The sequence below is a fragment of the Streptomyces sp. NPDC053076 genome (assembly GCF_044546845.1).
Classification (GTDB): Bacteria; Actinomycetota; Actinomycetes; order Streptomycetales; family Streptomycetaceae; genus Streptomyces.
Map to the genome: position 1 here is coordinate 960,545 of NZ_JBITZL010000002.1, position 15,046 is coordinate 975,590.

The 15,046-nt window shown below is 72.7% G+C and carries 13 protein-coding genes; 7 read left to right on the plus strand and 6 right to left on the minus strand.

Features of this window, described 5'->3' with window-relative positions; genetic code table 11:
* Nucleotides 1-373: 373 nt before the first annotated feature.
* Nucleotides 374-1,486, minus strand: coding sequence for a nicotinate-nucleotide--dimethylbenzimidazole phosphoribosyltransferase (gene cobT / locus ACIGYR_RS11570; RefSeq protein ID WP_399595565.1), 1,113 nt, complete (start codon nt 1,484-1,486; stop codon nt 374-376).
* 133 nt (nt 1,487-1,619) lie between these two features.
* Here cobT and ACIGYR_RS11575 point away from each other — a divergent pair, with 133 nt between their 5' ends.
* Entirely contained in the window at nt 1,620-2,603 is a 984-nt protein-coding gene (locus ACIGYR_RS11575; RefSeq protein WP_399595563.1) for a class I SAM-dependent methyltransferase, read from the plus strand.
* 242 nt (nt 2,604-2,845) lie between these two features.
* On the opposite strand, the gene ACIGYR_RS11580 is transcribed toward ACIGYR_RS11575, so the two are convergent.
* Entirely contained in the window at nt 2,846-4,048 is a 1,203-nt protein-coding gene (locus ACIGYR_RS11580; protein WP_399595561.1) for a bifunctional adenosylcobinamide kinase/adenosylcobinamide-phosphate guanylyltransferase, read from the minus strand.
* A gap of 79 nt (nt 4,049-4,127) precedes the next feature.
* Here ACIGYR_RS11580 and ACIGYR_RS11585 point away from each other — a divergent pair, with 79 nt between their 5' ends.
* The gene (locus tag ACIGYR_RS11585; protein ID WP_391839025.1) at nt 4,128-4,337 is read left to right on the plus strand and encodes a hypothetical protein; all 210 of its coding nucleotides are present in this window, start codon (nt 4,128-4,130) and stop codon (nt 4,335-4,337) included.
* A 35-nt stretch (nt 4,338-4,372) separates the two neighbouring features.
* Here the strand turns inward: ACIGYR_RS11585 and ACIGYR_RS11590 are convergent, their stop codons facing one another.
* The 3 genes from ACIGYR_RS11590 to ACIGYR_RS11600 form a co-directional block, all read right to left on the minus strand.
* Entirely contained in the window at nt 4,373-5,443 is a 1,071-nt protein-coding gene (locus ACIGYR_RS11590; protein WP_399595559.1) for a S1C family serine protease, read from the minus strand.
* Nucleotides 5,444-5,499: 56 nt separating this feature from the next.
* Nucleotides 5,500-6,237, minus strand: a complete 738-nt coding sequence (locus ACIGYR_RS11595) for a class I SAM-dependent methyltransferase (RefSeq protein WP_391839029.1) — start codon at nt 6,235-6,237, stop codon at nt 5,500-5,502.
* Between the two features lie 83 nt (nt 6,238-6,320).
* Nucleotides 6,321-6,950 carry a DUF3043 domain-containing protein gene (locus ACIGYR_RS11600; RefSeq protein WP_399595556.1) on the minus strand — a complete coding sequence of 210 codons (630 nt, stop codon included), beginning with the start codon at nt 6,948-6,950 and terminating at the stop codon, nt 6,321-6,323.
* Nucleotides 6,951-7,192: 242 nt separating this feature from the next.
* On the opposite strand from ACIGYR_RS11600, the gene ACIGYR_RS11605 reads away from it, so the two are divergent.
* Nucleotides 7,193-7,984 (plus strand): PspA/IM30 family protein, encoded by a 792-nt coding sequence (locus ACIGYR_RS11605; RefSeq protein ID WP_391839033.1) that lies wholly within the window; start codon nt 7,193-7,195, stop codon nt 7,982-7,984.
* Between the two features lie 33 nt (nt 7,985-8,017).
* Nucleotides 8,018-8,296: a hypothetical protein gene (locus tag ACIGYR_RS11610; protein WP_391839034.1), complete on the plus strand. Its 279-nt coding sequence runs from the start codon at nt 8,018-8,020 to the stop codon at nt 8,294-8,296.
* Between the two features lie 34 nt (nt 8,297-8,330).
* Here ACIGYR_RS11610 and ACIGYR_RS11615 read toward each other — a convergent pair whose 3' ends face one another.
* Nucleotides 8,331-9,683: a hypothetical protein gene (locus tag ACIGYR_RS11615; RefSeq protein ID WP_399596500.1), complete on the minus strand. Its 1,353-nt coding sequence runs from the start codon at nt 9,681-9,683 to the stop codon at nt 8,331-8,333.
* A 201-nt stretch (nt 9,684-9,884) separates the two neighbouring features.
* Here ACIGYR_RS11615 and ACIGYR_RS11620 point away from each other — a divergent pair, with 201 nt between their 5' ends.
* The 3 genes from ACIGYR_RS11620 to ACIGYR_RS11630 all read left to right on the plus strand — a co-directional run bounded on the left by ACIGYR_RS11620 (nt 9,885) and on the right by ACIGYR_RS11630 (nt 15,037).
* Nucleotides 9,885-11,102, plus strand: coding sequence for a sensor histidine kinase (locus ACIGYR_RS11620; RefSeq protein WP_399595554.1), 1,218 nt, complete (start codon nt 9,885-9,887; stop codon nt 11,100-11,102).
* Nucleotides 11,099-11,779: a response regulator gene (locus tag ACIGYR_RS11625; RefSeq protein WP_391839038.1), complete on the plus strand. Its 681-nt coding sequence runs from the start codon at nt 11,099-11,101 to the stop codon at nt 11,777-11,779. The genes ACIGYR_RS11620 and ACIGYR_RS11625 overlap by 4 nt, the downstream gene beginning before the upstream one ends.
* A 156-nt stretch (nt 11,780-11,935) precedes the next feature.
* The gene (locus tag ACIGYR_RS11630) at nt 11,936-15,037 is read left to right on the plus strand and encodes an efflux RND transporter permease subunit (protein WP_399595552.1); all 3,102 of its coding nucleotides are present in this window, start codon (nt 11,936-11,938) and stop codon (nt 15,035-15,037) included.
* The last annotated feature ends 9 nt before the right edge of the window (nt 15,038-15,046 follow it).

The window sequence follows — 15,046 nt, forward strand, 5'->3', positions numbered from 1 at the left end:
GACCGGTGTGATCCGGCGATGCTCGCTTCTTCCCGCCCCGACGGTCCCCAGCCGCCCCGCCACGATCCGCGCGGCCCCGGGTCTCCTCCGGCCGTGACGGCCCCCCAACCGGTCCGGTGTGATCGGGCGGTGCTTGGTCTTTTTTCGCCGCGAAGGTGCTCAGCCGGACCGGTGTGATCCGGCGATGCTCGCTTCTTCCCGCCCCGACGGTCCCCAGCCGCCCCGCCACGATCCGCGCGGCCCCGGGTCTCCTCCGGCCGTAAAGGCCCCCCAACCGGTCCGGTGTGATCGGGCGGTGCTTGATCTTTTTTCCGCCGCAATGGCGCTCAGCCACGGCGGTGTGGTCCGGCGGTGCCCGACCGGCCGCAGCCGCCTACTGCTTCTCCTCCTCCGGCTCCTCCTCCGGCCCCTCCGTCGGCTCCTCCCGCGGCTGCTCGGCCTTCGGCTTCTCCGGCAGCTCCGCTGCCAACGCGGCGGCGCTCCGCACGAGCGGCAGTGCCAGCAGCGCGCCCACGCCCTCGCCGACCCTCACCCCCTGCTCCAGCAGCGGCTCCAGGGCCATCCGGTCCAGCGCCTTCGCCTGGCCCGGCTCCCCGCTGTCGTGCCCGGCCAGCCACCAGTCCGGCGCCCGGAACGCGATCCGTTGGGCGACCAGCGCACACGCGGCGGCCACGACCCCGTCGAGAAGCACCGGAAGCTTCCGCACCGCGCACTGGAGCAGGAACCCGGTCATCGCCGCGAGGTCCGCCCCGCCCACGGCCGCCAGCAGCTGCAACTGGTCCCCGAGCACCGGCCGCGCCCGGCGCAACGCGTCCCGGACCGCCGCACACTTGCGCATCCAGGTCAGGTCGTCGATCGCGAGCCCGCCGCGCCCGGTCACCACGGACGCGTCGGTGCCGCACAGCGCGGCGATCAGCACCGCCGCCGGCGTGGTCCCGCCCACGCTGACATCACCGAGCACCACGAGATCGGTGCCCGAGTCGGCCTCCTCGTCGGCGACCGCGACACCGGCCCGCAGGGCGGCCTCGGCCTCGTCCAGGGTGAGCGCGTCCTCGACGTCGATACGGCCGCTGCCCCGCCGCACCCGGTGCCGTCCCACGTCCTTCGGGAAGGCGTCCGGCGCACAGTCCAGGGCCATGTCCACCACCCGTACGGGCACTTCCTGCCGGCGCGCGAGCACGGCCACCGGGCTCGCGCCCTCCAGCACCGCCCGCACCAGCTGCTCGGCGCCGCCCGCGGGCCGCGCCGAGACGCCCAGCTCGGCGATGCCGTGGTCGCCGGCGAACAGCACCACACGCGGCCGCTCGACCGGTCGTACCGGCACCTCGCCCCGCGCGGCGGCCAGCCACTCGCCCAGCTCGTCCAGCCGGCCCAGCGCCCCGGGCGGCACGATCTGGCGCTCCCGCCGGGCTTCGGCGTCACGGCGCACGCCCCCGTCCGGGCGCTCGATCAGATCGGTGAAGTCGTCCAGATTAAGGCTGCTCATTCGCCGAACAGTACCGCCCGTGAACGACCATCCCGGCGCCACGTCGCCACCACACCCCCACGACGTCTTTGCACCTCAGATCGGTATCCCATACGTTCCGCTTTGCCGCGGAATGTCGCACAGGGAGCCGCCCATGCCGACCACGCCCCTCACCCCCCAGATCACCACCCCCCACGACCCCTTCCAGGAGCCGCGCCGCGAGGACTGCCCCTGGTGCGGTTCCCGGCGCCTGCGCACCCGGCTGCGCGCGCCCGATCCGCTGCGCCACCGGCAGGGCACGTTCGCCGTCGACGAGTGCGGTGACTGCTCCCACGCCTTCCAGAACCCCCGGCTCACCGCGGAGGGATTCGCCTTCTTCCACCGGGACTTCTACGAGCGACAACTGGAGGAGTTCACCGCGCGCGTGATCTCTCCCCGCGCGGTCCGCCGCCGGCACCGGGCCACCGCCCGGCGCCTGTCGGCGCTGCGCGAACCGGAGAGCTGGCTGGACGTCGGCACCGGGCACGCCCGCTTCCCCGAGGCGGCGAAGGAGTTCTTCCCGTACACCAGCTTCGACGGGCTGGATCCGACGGCCCGGGTGGAACAGGCGCTGCTGGAGGGCCGTGTGGAGGAAGCGCACCGGGGCTATCTGACGACCCCGGGGATGGCGAACCGCCTGCGTGCCCGCTACGACGTCGTCACCATGTTCCACCACCTGGAGCACGCGCCCGATCCGCGCACCGAACTCCGCGCCGCGCTGACCGTCCTGCGGCCCGGGGGCCACCTGGTCGTCGAAGTCACCGATCCGCGCTGTGCGTTCGCCGCGCTCCTCGGCAAGTGGTGGCTTCCGTACGGCCAGCCCCGCCACCTGCACCTGGTGCCGCGGGCCAACCTGCGGGCGGAGCTGGAGAGCCTGGGCTGCTCGGTCCTCGTGTCGGACCGGACCTCGCCGCACGTCCCGTACGACCTCACAGCGGCCCTCACCCTGATGCTGCACCACGCCCACCCGCTCGTCCACCTGGTGACGACACCCGTCGTGGACCTGCTCTGGGGCCTGGACCAGGGGTTCGCTCCGCTGTTCCGGCGAACGTGCTTCTCGAACGCGTACCGGATCGTGGCGCGGAAGAACGCCGGATAGCCGCGAACCACCGCCGCCGCCCGACTGCCGCCGCCACGACCGACCGCCGCCACCAACTGCCGCCGCCACCACCGACCGCCGCCCCCGACCGCCGCCACGAACTGCCGCCCCCGACTGCCGCCAACCCCGACCGCCGCCGCACCGTGGCCGTCGCACGGTTCCCCGAGCCCCTGGGGAGTCGCGGGTGCCGTCGGCCGCGTGGTACCGCCGCGCCCGGCCCGGCACCCGCACCGGGGGACCGGTCAGCCGCGGAGCACCAGCGCCTGCCCGGCCACCACCAGCAGCACCTGCTCGCACTCGTCCGCGAACGCCGCGTTCAGCCGGCCCAGTTCGTCCCGGTAGCGGCGGCCGGACGCGGTGGCCGGGACGATCCCCGACCCCACCTCGTTGGACACGGCCACCACGGTCCGCCGGGTACGGCGCACCGCCTCCGTCAGCTCACCCACCCGCTCCCGCAACGCCTTCTCGCCGCCGCCCGACCACTCCGAGTCGTCCCACGCCCCGACGCGGTCCATCACGTCCGTCAGCCACAGCGACAGACAGTCGATCAGCAGCGGCGGCCCCTCCCCGGCCAGCAGCGGCACCAGGTCCGTCGTCTCCGTCGTACGCCACGACCCCGGCCGCCGCTCCCGGTGCGCGTCCACCCGGGCCGCCCACTCGGTGTCCCCGCCGCGCGTGCCGCCCGTCGCCACGTACAGCACGTCCGGGAACGTCTCCAGCCGCCGCTCCGCCTCCACCGACTTGCCCGAGCGCGCCCCGCCCAGCACCAGTGTCCGGCGCGGCACGTCCGGCACCTCCTCGTACGCCCCGACCACCAGCGTCGTACCGTCCGGCACCGCCCGCGCCCCGGCCGCCGCGAGCCGGCGCCGCAACTCCGCGCCGGACGGCACGTCGTGGTCGAGGTGGACGGCGAGGACGTCCGTCGTCGGGCCCACCGAGCCGACCGCGCGGAGCCGGGCGAGCGCGTCGGGGCGGCCCACGACGTCGGCGAGGAGCATGTCGTACGACTCCGCCGTCGCCTCCTCCAGACCGGCCGGTGCCCCGCCCGGCGGCAGGTACAGCAGCCGCTGCCCGTCCGGCCCGGTCACCGCGTACCCGGTGCCGCCCGCGTCCATCGCCACGGCCCGCACCCGATGTCCCGTCAGCAGCGCCAACTCCCGCCCGTCCGGCACCCGGCCGGGCTGCGGCAGCCCCGCCGGCACCTCCACCGCCGGGCCGTCGTGCGGATGCGACAGCAGCACCTGCCGAACCCCGCCCAGCGAGTGCCCGGCGCGCGCCGCCGCGAACGCCGCACCCGGCGTCAGGTCGATCAGCAGCGTGCCGTCCACGAGCACCGCGGTCGCGGCCCGCGCGTGCGGCCCGAGCGCGGACGCACAGGCGGCACAGGAACAGTCGGGGCGAGGCAGTCCCGCGGGGGCACCGGTACCGAGCAGAGTGATTTCCACGGACCGATTTTCGCCTGTCCCGGCAGGTCTTGCGCTTCCGGCTAGGCTGCCAGCAGGTGTTGCGTCGAAGGAGGCCCACATGACGGCATGGAAGTGGCGGTTCGAGAAGGCCGACGGGACGGAGGTCCAGCCCGCCGTGCAGCCCGAGGAGTTCACCACGCAGGGGGATGCCGAGTCCTGGATCGGTGAGCACTGGAAGGCGCTGGAGGAGGGCGGGGCCGACCAGGTGCGGCTGTTCGAGGAGAGCAGCGAGATCTACGGGCCGATGAGCCTGCACGCCGACGCGTGACCCCGTGGGCAGCGGCGTGAGGAGGGCCTCCCTCCTCACTGCTCGCCCAGTGTCACCTCGACCGTCTTCTCGGTGCCGTCACGCTCGTACGTCAACGGCGTCCGCCGGCCCGGCCGGGCCGACGCCAGCGCCTCCGACAGCGAGGTGATGGTGGTGATGGACTGGTCGCCCAGCCTGGTGATGATGTCGCCGGGACGCAGGCCCGCCTTGTCGGCCGGGCCGCCGCCCCCGACGCTGACCACCGCCACCCCGGCCGGCCGGTAGCTGTCGTCCACGACCGTCCGCGCGGTGATGCCGAGGGCCGCCCGCCCGGAGTCGACGACCTTGCCGTCCTTGATGATCTGGTCGGCGACCGTGCGCACCATCGACACCGGGATCGCGAACCCGATACCGGGCGCCGCGCTGCCCCCGAGGGTCGGGTCGGCCGCTGCGAGCGTCGGGATGCCGATCACCTGTCCGTCCAGGTTGACCAGGGCGCCGCCGCTGTTGCCCGGGTTGATCGCGGCCGACGTCTGCACCATGTTCGCGATCGTCGCGCCCGTGTCGCCGCCCTCGCTGACGGTGCGTCCGGTCGCCGACACGATGCCCTGGGTCACGCTGGACGACAGCCCGAACGGCGACCCCATGGCCAGCACGATGTGGCCGACCTCCACCTTCTCGGAGTTCCCGAACACCGCGGGCTTGAGCCCGTCCGGCACTTTGTCCAGCTTGATCACGGCGAGATCCTGCTCGGGGTAGGAGTAGACCAGGCTCGCGGTGAGCGGCTCCTCGTTGTTGGCCGTGGTCACCTGGAAGGTCTTCTCCGTGCCGACCACGTGCGCGTTGGTGACGATGTGCCCCTTGTCGTCGAACACCACCCCGGAGCCCAGGTCGTGACTGGCCTGGATCTGCACGACCGACGGCAGGACCTCCTTGATGACCCGCTGGTACTGGCTCTGCAGATCGCCCGTGGTCGTCCCCGCGGTCGCCCGGGCGGCCGCCGAGGTGTCCCGCCCGGCCTGGGCGGCGGGCGCGGTGCAGCCCGCGGTGAGGGCCGCGCAGCAGATCAGCGCGGCGGCGGTGACGGTCGCTCGGAGAGCACACGCACGGCTACGGGAAGCGTCCATGCCCCGAGTCTCACCACGTGGTGATCACCCGGCCCGCGCTGTTGCCCCGAACGGGCTCAGCCCCGTACCCCGCACAGATGCAGCAGGGCGGCCACCCTGCGGTAGGGGTCCGTGCGCCCGGCCCGCTCCTCGACCGCGAGCAGTGTCTCCAGGTCGTCGGGGACCGGCGCGTCGTCCGCCGCCGTGTCCGTGAAGACCCGGACGCCGTACCAGGCGTGCAGCGGGGCGGCGATGCCGTCGAGGGTGGCGGTGAGGGTCGCGAGCCGGTCGGCCCGTACGTCCGGGCCGAGCCGGGCGGGGGCCCCCTCGGTCGAACCTGTTCGAGAACGGGGGAGGTGGACCGTGGTGTCGAGGGCGGCCAGGGCACCCGCCCAGTCGCCGGACAGGCCGGGGCGCATGGCGAGCGCGTCGCCGTTGCGGACGAGCAGGGAGAGCAGTCCGCCGGGGGCCAGCATCCGGGCCAGGCCCGCCACCAGCGGGTCGGGCTCCTCGACGTACATCAGAACGCCGTGGCACAGCACCACGTCGAAGCTGCCCGGCAGGAAGTGCACACCGGTGTCCCGCCCGTCGCCCTGCACCAGCCGGACCCGCTCCCGGATGCCCTCCGGTTCCCGGGCCACGGCCGTGCGGGCGGCGGCGATCCTCGTCGTGTCCTGCTCGACCCCGGTCACCTGGTGGCCGAGCCGGGCCAGCCGCAGCGCCTGCGTGCCCCGGCCCATCCCCACGTCGAGCACCCGCAGCCGCCGCCCGACCGGGAACCGCCCGGATATCTGCTCGTCCAGCTGCCGGGTCACCAGCTCCTGGCGTACGACATCGCGCAGGCCGCCCGGCTTGTTCAGCCAGGCTTCGGCCGCACCCCCGGTGAAGACCTCAGCGCTCAGGGCCGCTCTCCGCGCTTGACCTGAGGCTTCGGCAGCCGGAGCCGGCGCATCTGCAACGACCGCATCAGCGCGTAGGCGACCGCGCCGCGCGTGTTCTGGTCCGGGAAGCGCTCCTTGAGCCGCTTCTTCAGCCGGAAGCCGCTGACCGCCGCGTCCAGCACGATCAGCACGATCACGATCAGCCACAGCAGCAGCGCGATGCTCTGGATCGACGGCACCCGCACCACGCTCAGCACGAGGATCACGACGGCGAGCGGCAGGAAGAACTCCGCCACGTTGAACCGCGAGTCCGTCCAGTCACGGGCGAACTTGCGGACCGGGCCCTTGTCCCGAGCCGGGAGGTAGCGCTCGTCGCCGCTGGCCAGCGCCTGGCGCTGGCGCTCCAGGGCCTGCCGCCGCTCCTCGCGCTGGCGCTTCGCGGCCTCCTTGCGGTTCGTGGGGGTACTGGCGACGCTGCGGCGCTGGGACTGGGCCTCACTGCGCTTGGGCGTGGGCCTGCCCTTGGGGGCCTGCGGGTCGCGGGTCTGCTTGGAGAGGGTCACCGGCGCCTTGTCGGCGGTCGGGGCCTTCTCTTCCTTGGCACGGCTACGGAACACAAAACCCAAGGGTACGGGCTGCACCCGCATGGACCGCAGTCCGGTCGGGAACGATCCGGCAACACCGGACGTCTCCAAGGGGACAGAGGGGACACACGAAGGCTCCGGTGGGATCACCTACTCCCTACGCCGGAGCGCTACGCACCGCAGTCGTCCTCGGGGATGAGCGCATCACCCCGCGAACAGTGCGGTAATGGAGACAGGGCCCGTACTGTGGGTCCTGTCGCAGGATCTGCGAGCCGGAGTCCGTCAGAAGGGGGCGCGCGAAGCCCATGAGCGGTGTCATGAAGCGTATGGGGATGATCTTCCGCGCGAAGGCGAACAAGGCCCTTGACCGGGCCGAGGACCCGCGCGAGACCCTCGACTACTCGTACCAGAAGCAGCTGGAGCTGCTGCAGAAGGTGCGGCGCGGCGTCGCCGACGTGGCGACCAGCCGCAAGCGCCTGGAGCTCCAGCTCAACCAGTTGCAGCAGCAGTCCTCCAAGCTGGAGGACCAGGGCCGCAAGGCGCTCGCGCTCGGCCGCGAGGACCTGGCCCGCGAGGCGCTGTCCCGCCGCGCCGCCCTCCAGCAGCAGGTCACCGACCTGGAGACGCAGCACACGACCCTCCAGGGCGAGGAGGAGAAGCTCACCCTGGCGGCCCAGCGCCTCCAGGCCAAGGTGGACGCCTTCCGCACGAAGAAGGAGACCATCAAGGCCACCTACACCGCCGCCCAGGCCCAGACCCGCATCGGCGAGGCGTTCTCCGGCATCTCGGAGGAGATGGGCGACGTCGGCCTCGCCATCCAGCGCGCCGAGGACAAGACCGCCCAGCTCCAGGCCCGGGCCGGAGCCATCGACGAACTGCTCGCCTCCGGCGCCCTCGACGACCAGTCCGGCATGGCCAAGGACGACATCCAGGCCGAGCTGGACCGGCTCAGCGGTGGTACGGATGTAGAGCTGGAACTGCAGCGCATGAAGGCCGAGCTGGCCGGGGGCTCCCCGCAGCAGGCCATCGAGGGCGGCACCGGTCAGGGGCAGTCCCAGCAGCAGCCGCAGGACACCCCGCGCTTCGACAAGCAGTAGTCCGGCGCCGGGGCCCGAGCCGAGGAGGCCGACGTGATCGTACGGATCATGGGGGAGGGCCAGGTGAGGCTGGACGACGCCCACCTCACCGAGCTGAACAAGCTGGACGACGACCTCCTGGCGGAGGTGGAGAGCGGCGACGGCGAGGGCTTCCGACGCACGCTCACCGCGCTCCTGGACGCCGTCCGCCGGTTCGGCACCCCGCTGCCGGACGACTCCCTGGAACCCTCCGAACTGATCCTGCCGTCGCCCGACGCGACGCTGGAGGAGATCCGGGAGCTGCTCAGCGACGACGGACTGATCCCGGGCTGAGCCCTTCGCCGGTCAGCCCAGGGTGAACCGGCGGTCAGCCCAGGGTGAACCAGGTGGAACGGGACTTCTGCCACTCCGGGTGCGTGAGGTCCTTGGCCTCGGTGCCGTCGCCGTAGAGATCGGCGGCGCCGTCGTCGGTGATCAGCTGCACCCGGGCGCCGGCGGCGGTCAGATCGGGCACGGACACCACGGACTCCCAGCCGCCCGCGTCCGCCGTCGGCAGGTCCAGCACCCGCACGGGCCGGTGCCCGGGGATCCCGTCCCAGGAGTACAGGGCGTACGGCGCGCTGTTGTCCTCCGCCGCCCAGGACCCCGCCAGGATCAGGTACTGACCCTGTGCGTTCCGCCGCAGGTCCCGGACGGAGAGCCCGCCCAGGTCCAGCTCGACCGGTGTCCCGAAGGCCGCCTTCGTCCCGCGCGCCACCTGGTCCAGGTTCGTGACCGGCACGATCAGCGCCTTCCCGCCGGTCTGCGGCGGCACCAGCGGGGCGCGGAAGCCGACGTAGGCGGTGGTGGTCGAACCGGGGGCGAATTCCAGCCCCTCGACGTTGAAGCCGTCGGCCTGCTTCGGGGTCTGTCCGTCGGCCGTCGCGTCGGCGAAGCCGTACCGGTCGCCGTTCGCCTCGTCCCAGGCCACCAGGTCGTCGCGCAGCCGGTGCCCGGCGGTGCCGAAGGCCAGCTGGGTGGCGGCGCCCGACCCGGAGACGGTCGTCGTGAACACGGTGTTCCGGTCCGCCTTGTACTCGCCGTCCTTGTTGTTGCCCAGCGAGCCCGTCCAGTAGATCGTGTTCCCGACGCGTGCCGCGCCCTCGATGTCCACCTCCTTGTCGGCGCCGAGCGCACCGTCCAGGTCCCAGCTGCGCACGGGCGCGCCGGAGGCCGAACCGTCGTACAGGCGCAGGGTGTTGTCCTCGTCGTTGGCGACGACGACGTGACCGCCGCCGACGTCGATCGCCGCGGAGGCGTCCGAGGCGCCGGTCAGATAGCGGGCGTCGGCACTGTGCTGCACGGCCGGGGACGCCGCGTAGTGCAGGGTCGTGGTGGCCGTCTTGCCGCCGAGACCGGTGACTTTCAGGGTGAGGTCGGTGTACCCGCGGGCGTGTGCGGTGACGGCGACGGTACGGCTGCCGCCGGTGCCGGTGACGCGTACGTCGGTGGTGCCGGCCACCGTGCCCATGCTGCTGCTGGTCGCGGTGACCGTCAGGGCGGAGGCGTCCGCGCCGCTCTGTGCGACGGTCACGCCGACGGTGGGGTCGCCGGTGCCGCCGACGGCGCCCGAGAGGTAGGAGGCCGACAGTCTGATCGTCGGCGTGCCGTACGTCGCCGCCTGCGCGGAGGTGGTGAGACCGGCGGTGGAGACGAGCGCGAGGGCGGCGGCGGACCATATCGCGGAGGGGCGCACGGGGTGCCTTTCGTCGGCGGGGATGCTCGCGAGAAGGGTGCGGGCGTCCGGCCAACGGCACTTGACGGATCACGGACCGTCGGGCGACGCCGTGCCCAACAGCTCGGGGTGGTTCGGCCAGCCCTCGGTCACGCCTCGTAGCAGGCAACTTGCTGTCGGCCCGTGCTCGAACCGTACTGTTCCTACGTGAGCACTCTCGAACGTGCCCGGTGCCGCCTCAGGGCCCACCCGCTGGCGCTGGACGCGGCCATCGCGGCGGGCGTGCTGGTCTGCATGGTCGTGGGGTCCTTCGTCGTGCCCCGCGACGAGCACGGCGTCACCTGGGGCGTCCGCACCCCCGCCGTCCTCAGCCTCCTCCTCATGCTGATCGGCGCGGTGGCGCTCGTCTTCCGCCGGCGCCGGCCCCGGACCGTCCTCGCCGTCACCGGCACGGTCTCCCTGATCGAGTGCGTCACCGGCGACCCGCGCGCCCCCGTCGCGATGTCCGCCGTCGTCGCCCTGTACACCGTCGCCGCGACCACCGACCGGCCGACCACCTGGCGGCTCGGCCTGCTCACCATGACCGGGCTGACGGCCGCCGCCATGCTCGCCGGCCCGCTGCCCTGGTACGCCCAGGACAACCTCGGCGTCCTCGCCTGGACCGGTATCGGCGCCACCGCGGGCGACGCCGTACGCAGCCGCCGCGCGGTCGTCCAGGCCATCCGGGACCGCGCGGAACGCGCCGAACGCACCCGCGAGGAGGAGGCCCGCCGCCGGGTCGCCGAGGAGCGGCTGCGCATCGCCCGCGATCTGCACGATGTCGTCGCCCATCACATCGCCCTGGTCAACGTGCAGGCCGGCGTCGCCGCCCACATCATGGACAAGCGGCCCGACCAGGCCAAGGAGGCCCTCGCGCACGTCCGCGAGGCCAGCCGCAGCGCGCTGAACGAGCTGCGGGCCACGGTCGGCCTGCTCCGCCAGTCCGGCGACCCCGAGGCCCCCACCGAGCCCGCCCCGGGCCTGAGCCGCCTGGAGGAGCTGGCCGACACCTTCCGCAGCGCCGGCCTGCCGGTGGCCGTGGCCCGCGCGGATCAGGGCACCGAGCTCCCGGCCGCCGTCGATCTGGCCGCCTACCGGATCGTCCAGGAGGCCCTGACCAACGTGCAGAAGCACGCGGGGGCCGGGGCCGAGGCAGAGGTGAGCGTCGTACGCGTCGGGCCGGACCTGGAGGTCACCGTCCTCGACGACGGCCCCGGAAAGCCGGGTGTGCCCGAGGCCGGCGGCGGGCACGGGCTGCTCGGGATGCGCGAGCGCGTCACCGCCATCGGCGGCACCCTGACCACCGGACCCCGCTACGGCGGCGGTTTCCGCGTCCATGCGATCCTGCCGGTCAAGACGACGACGGCCCAGGGGGAGCCCGTATGACGATCCGTGTCCTGCTCGCCGACGACCAGGCACTGCTGCGCAGCGCGTTCAGGGTGCTGGTCGATTCCGAGCCCGACATGGAGGTGGTGGGGGAGGCGTCCGACGGTGCGCAAGCGGTCCGGCTGGCCGGGGAGCACGTCCCCGACGTCGTCCTCATGGACATCCGGATGCCCGGCACCGACGGCCTCGCCGCGACCCGGCAGATCAGCGCCGACCCGGCCCTCGCGCCGGTCCGTGTGGTCATCCTGACCACCTTCGAGGTGGACGACTACGTCGTCCAGGCGTTGCGTGCCGGTGCCTCCGGCTTCCTCGGCAAGGGCAGCGAGCCGGAGGAGCTGCTGAGCGCCATCCGGGTCGCGGCCGGTGGTGAGGCCCTGCTGTCTCCCGCCGCCACCAAGGGCCTGATCGCCCGCTTCCTCGCCCAGGGCGACGCCGGTGACATCCCCGACCCCGCCCGCGCGGAGCGGCTCGGCGCCCTCACCGGCAGGGAGCGAGAGGTCCTCGTCCAGGTCGCCGGCGGCCACTCCAACGACGAGATCGCCGAGCGCCTGGCGGTCAGCCCGCTGACGGTGAAGACGCACGTCAACCGGGCCATGGCCAAGCTGGGCGCGCGGGACCGGGCGCAGCTCGTCGTGATCGCGTACGAGTCCGGGCTGGTACGTCCGAGGATGGAGTGAGCTCCACCCGCGTCTACTGCGCGCGGAGTAGGGGCCGGATAAGGAACGGGACCTGGGGCCTACGCTCCGGCCTTCCGGCATGGCCCAGGGTGGTGAGGTGGGCGCTCACCGGCGTCCTCGCCGCTTCTGCCGCTTCCAGAAGAGAGACCCTGATCCATGTCCTGGCTGTCGAGATTCAGCCTTCGGCAACGGGCCCTTGTCGGCCTGGTGTCGCTCATCGCGCTTGTCTTCGGGCTGATCGCGATACCCCAGATCAAGCAGCAGCTGCTGCCCACCATCAACCTGCCCATGGTGTCGGTGATCGCGCCGTACCAGGGCGCCTCACCCGACGTGGTCGAGAAGCAGGTCGTCGAGCCGATCGAGGAGAACCTCCAGGCCGTCGACGGTGTCACCGCGGTCACCTCCACCGCCAGTGAGGGCAACGCCGTGATCATGGCGTCCTTCGACTACGACAACGACACCGAGCAGATCGTCTCCGACGTCCAGCAGGCCGTGAACCGGGCCCGCAACCGGCTCCCGGACGACGTCGACCCGCAGGTCGTCTCCGGCTCCACGGACGACATGCCCACCGTCGTCCTCGCCGTCACCTCCGACAAGGACCAGCAGGCCCTCGCCGACCAGCTCGACACGACGGTCGTGCCGGCGCTGAAGGACATCGACGGCGTCGGCCGCGTCCAGGTCATGGGCGTCCGTGACCTCCAGGTCACCGTCACCCCCGACGACGCGAAGCTCACGCGGGCGGGTCTCACTCCGGCGGCGCTCGGCCAGGCCCTGCAGGCGGGCGGCGCGACCGTCCCGGCCGGCTCCTTCGACGAGGACGGCGCCAATCGCACCGTCCAGGTCGGCGGCGGCTTCACCTCCCTGAAGCAGATCAAGGACCTGATGGTCACCGGCGAGGGCGGCCGGAAGCCCGTACGCCTCGGTGCCGTGGCCACCGTCGAGGAACGGCCGGCCCCGGCCGACTCCCTCACCCGCACCGACGGCAGGCCCAGCCTCGCCGTCAACGTGACGATGGACCACGACGGCAGCGCGGTGTCCATCTCCGACGCGGTCAAGGACAAGCTGCCCGGCCTGCGTGAGGATCTCGGTCAGGGCGCGAAGCTCACGGTCGTCAGCGACCAGGGCCCGGCCGTGTCCAAGTCCATCAAGGGCCTGACCACGGAGGGCGCGCTCGGCCTGCTCTTCGCGGTCCTGGTGATCCTGGTCTTCCTCGCCTCGGTCCGCTCGACGCTCGTCACGGCGGTCTCCATCCCGCTGTCCGTCGTCCTCGCGCTGATCGTGCTGTGGACCCGCGGCCTGTCGCTCAACATGCTCACGCTGGGCGCGCTGACCATAGCCATCGGCCGGGTCGTCGACGACTCGATCGTGGTCCTGGAGAACATCAAGCGGCACCTCGGCTACGGCGAGGAGCGCAAGGAGGCGATCCTCACCGCGGTGCGCGAGGTGGCCGGCGCGGTCACCTCCTCCACCCTCACCACGGTCGCCGTGTTCCTGCCGATCGGCCTGGTCGGCGGCATGGTGGGCGCCCTGTTCGGCTCGTTCAGCATCACGGTGACGGCGGCCCTGCTGGCCTCCCTCCTGGTCTCGCTGACGGTCGTACCGGTCCTGTCGTACTGGTTCCTGCGCGCCCCGAAGGGCACCCCCGAGGACGCGGCGGAGGCCCGCCGCAAGGCCGAGGAGAAGGAGGCGAACAGCCGCCTCCAGCGCGCGTACGTGCCCGTCCTGCGGTTCGCCACCCGGCGCCGCCTCACCAGCGTGCTGATCGCCCTCGTGGTCCTCGTCGTCACGTTCGGCATGGGCGGCCTGCTGAAGACGAACTTCTTCGACCAGGGCGAGCAGGAGGTCCTCACCGTCAAGCAGAAGCTGAAGCCCGGCACCAGCCTGGCCGCCACCGACGCGCAGGCGAAGAAGGTCGAGAAGCTGCTGGCCTCCACCGACGGCGTGAAGGACTACCAGGTCACCGTCGGCTCCTCCGGCTTCATGGCGGCCTTCGGCGGCGGCACCGACACCAACCAGGCGTCGTACCAGGTGATGCTGGCGGACTCGGCGTCGTACGACGACGTCCAGCGGCACCTCGAGGACGGCCTGCGGAAGCTGAAGGGCATCGGCACGACCACCGTGTCGGCCGGTGACGGCTTCGGCAGCCAGGACCTGAGCGTGGTGGTCAAGGCGTCCGACGTGAAGGCGCTGAGTTCGGCCGCTGAGCGGGTCCGCTCCACGGTCGCCGGCCTCGACCACGTCACGGACGTCAGCAGCGACCTGGCGCAGAGCGTGCCGCGGATCTCGGTCAAGGCCAACGCCAAGGCGGCGGCGGCCGGGTTCGACGACCAGAAGCTGGGCGCCGCGGTGGCGCAGGCCGTGCGCGGGACGACGGCGGCCAAGGCGATCCTCGACGACACCGAACGCGATGTCGTCGTCACGTCGGCGAAGCCCGCGACCACGCTGGCCCAGCTGAAGAACCTGCGCCTCGGCCCGGTGAAGCTCGGCGACATCGCCGCGGTGCGGCTGGTGGACGGCCCCGTGTCCATGACCCGCATCGACGGGCAGCGCGCGGCGACCGTCACGGCCAGGCCGACGGGGGACAACACCGGCGCGATCAGCAGCAAGCTCCAGTCGAAGATCAAGGCCCTGAAGCTCCCGGCGGGCGCCACGGCCGAGATCGGTGGTGTCTCCTCCGACCAGGACGACGCGTTCAAGAACCTGGGCCTGGCCATGCTGGCGGCCATCGCGATCGTCTTCATGCTCCTGGTCGCGACGTTCCGCTCGCTGGCCCAGCCGCTGATCCTGCTGGTCTCCATCCCCTTCGCGGCGACGGGCGCGATCGGCCTGCTGGTCGCCACGGGCACCCCGATGGGCGTGCCCGCGATGATCGGCATGCTGATGCTGATCGGCATCGTGGTGACCAACGCGATCGTGTTGATCGACCTGATCAACCAGTACCGCGGACAGGGCTACGGCGTGGTCGAGGCCGTGGTCGAGGGCGGCCGGCACCGGCTCCGGCCGATCCTGATGACGGCGCTGGCGACCGTCTTCGCCCTGCTCCCGATGGCCCTGGGCGTCACCGGCGAGGGCGGCTTCATCGCCCAGCCGCTGGCCGTGGTCGTCATCGGCGGTCTGATCACCTCGACCCTGCTGACCCTGCTCCTCGTCCCGACGCTCTACGCGATGCTGGAGCTCCGCAAGGAGCGCCGGGCGAAGAAGCGGGCGGCGAAGAGGCAGGACCGGGAACCCGAGGTGCTGGAACCGGCCGGCGTCTGACACACGACC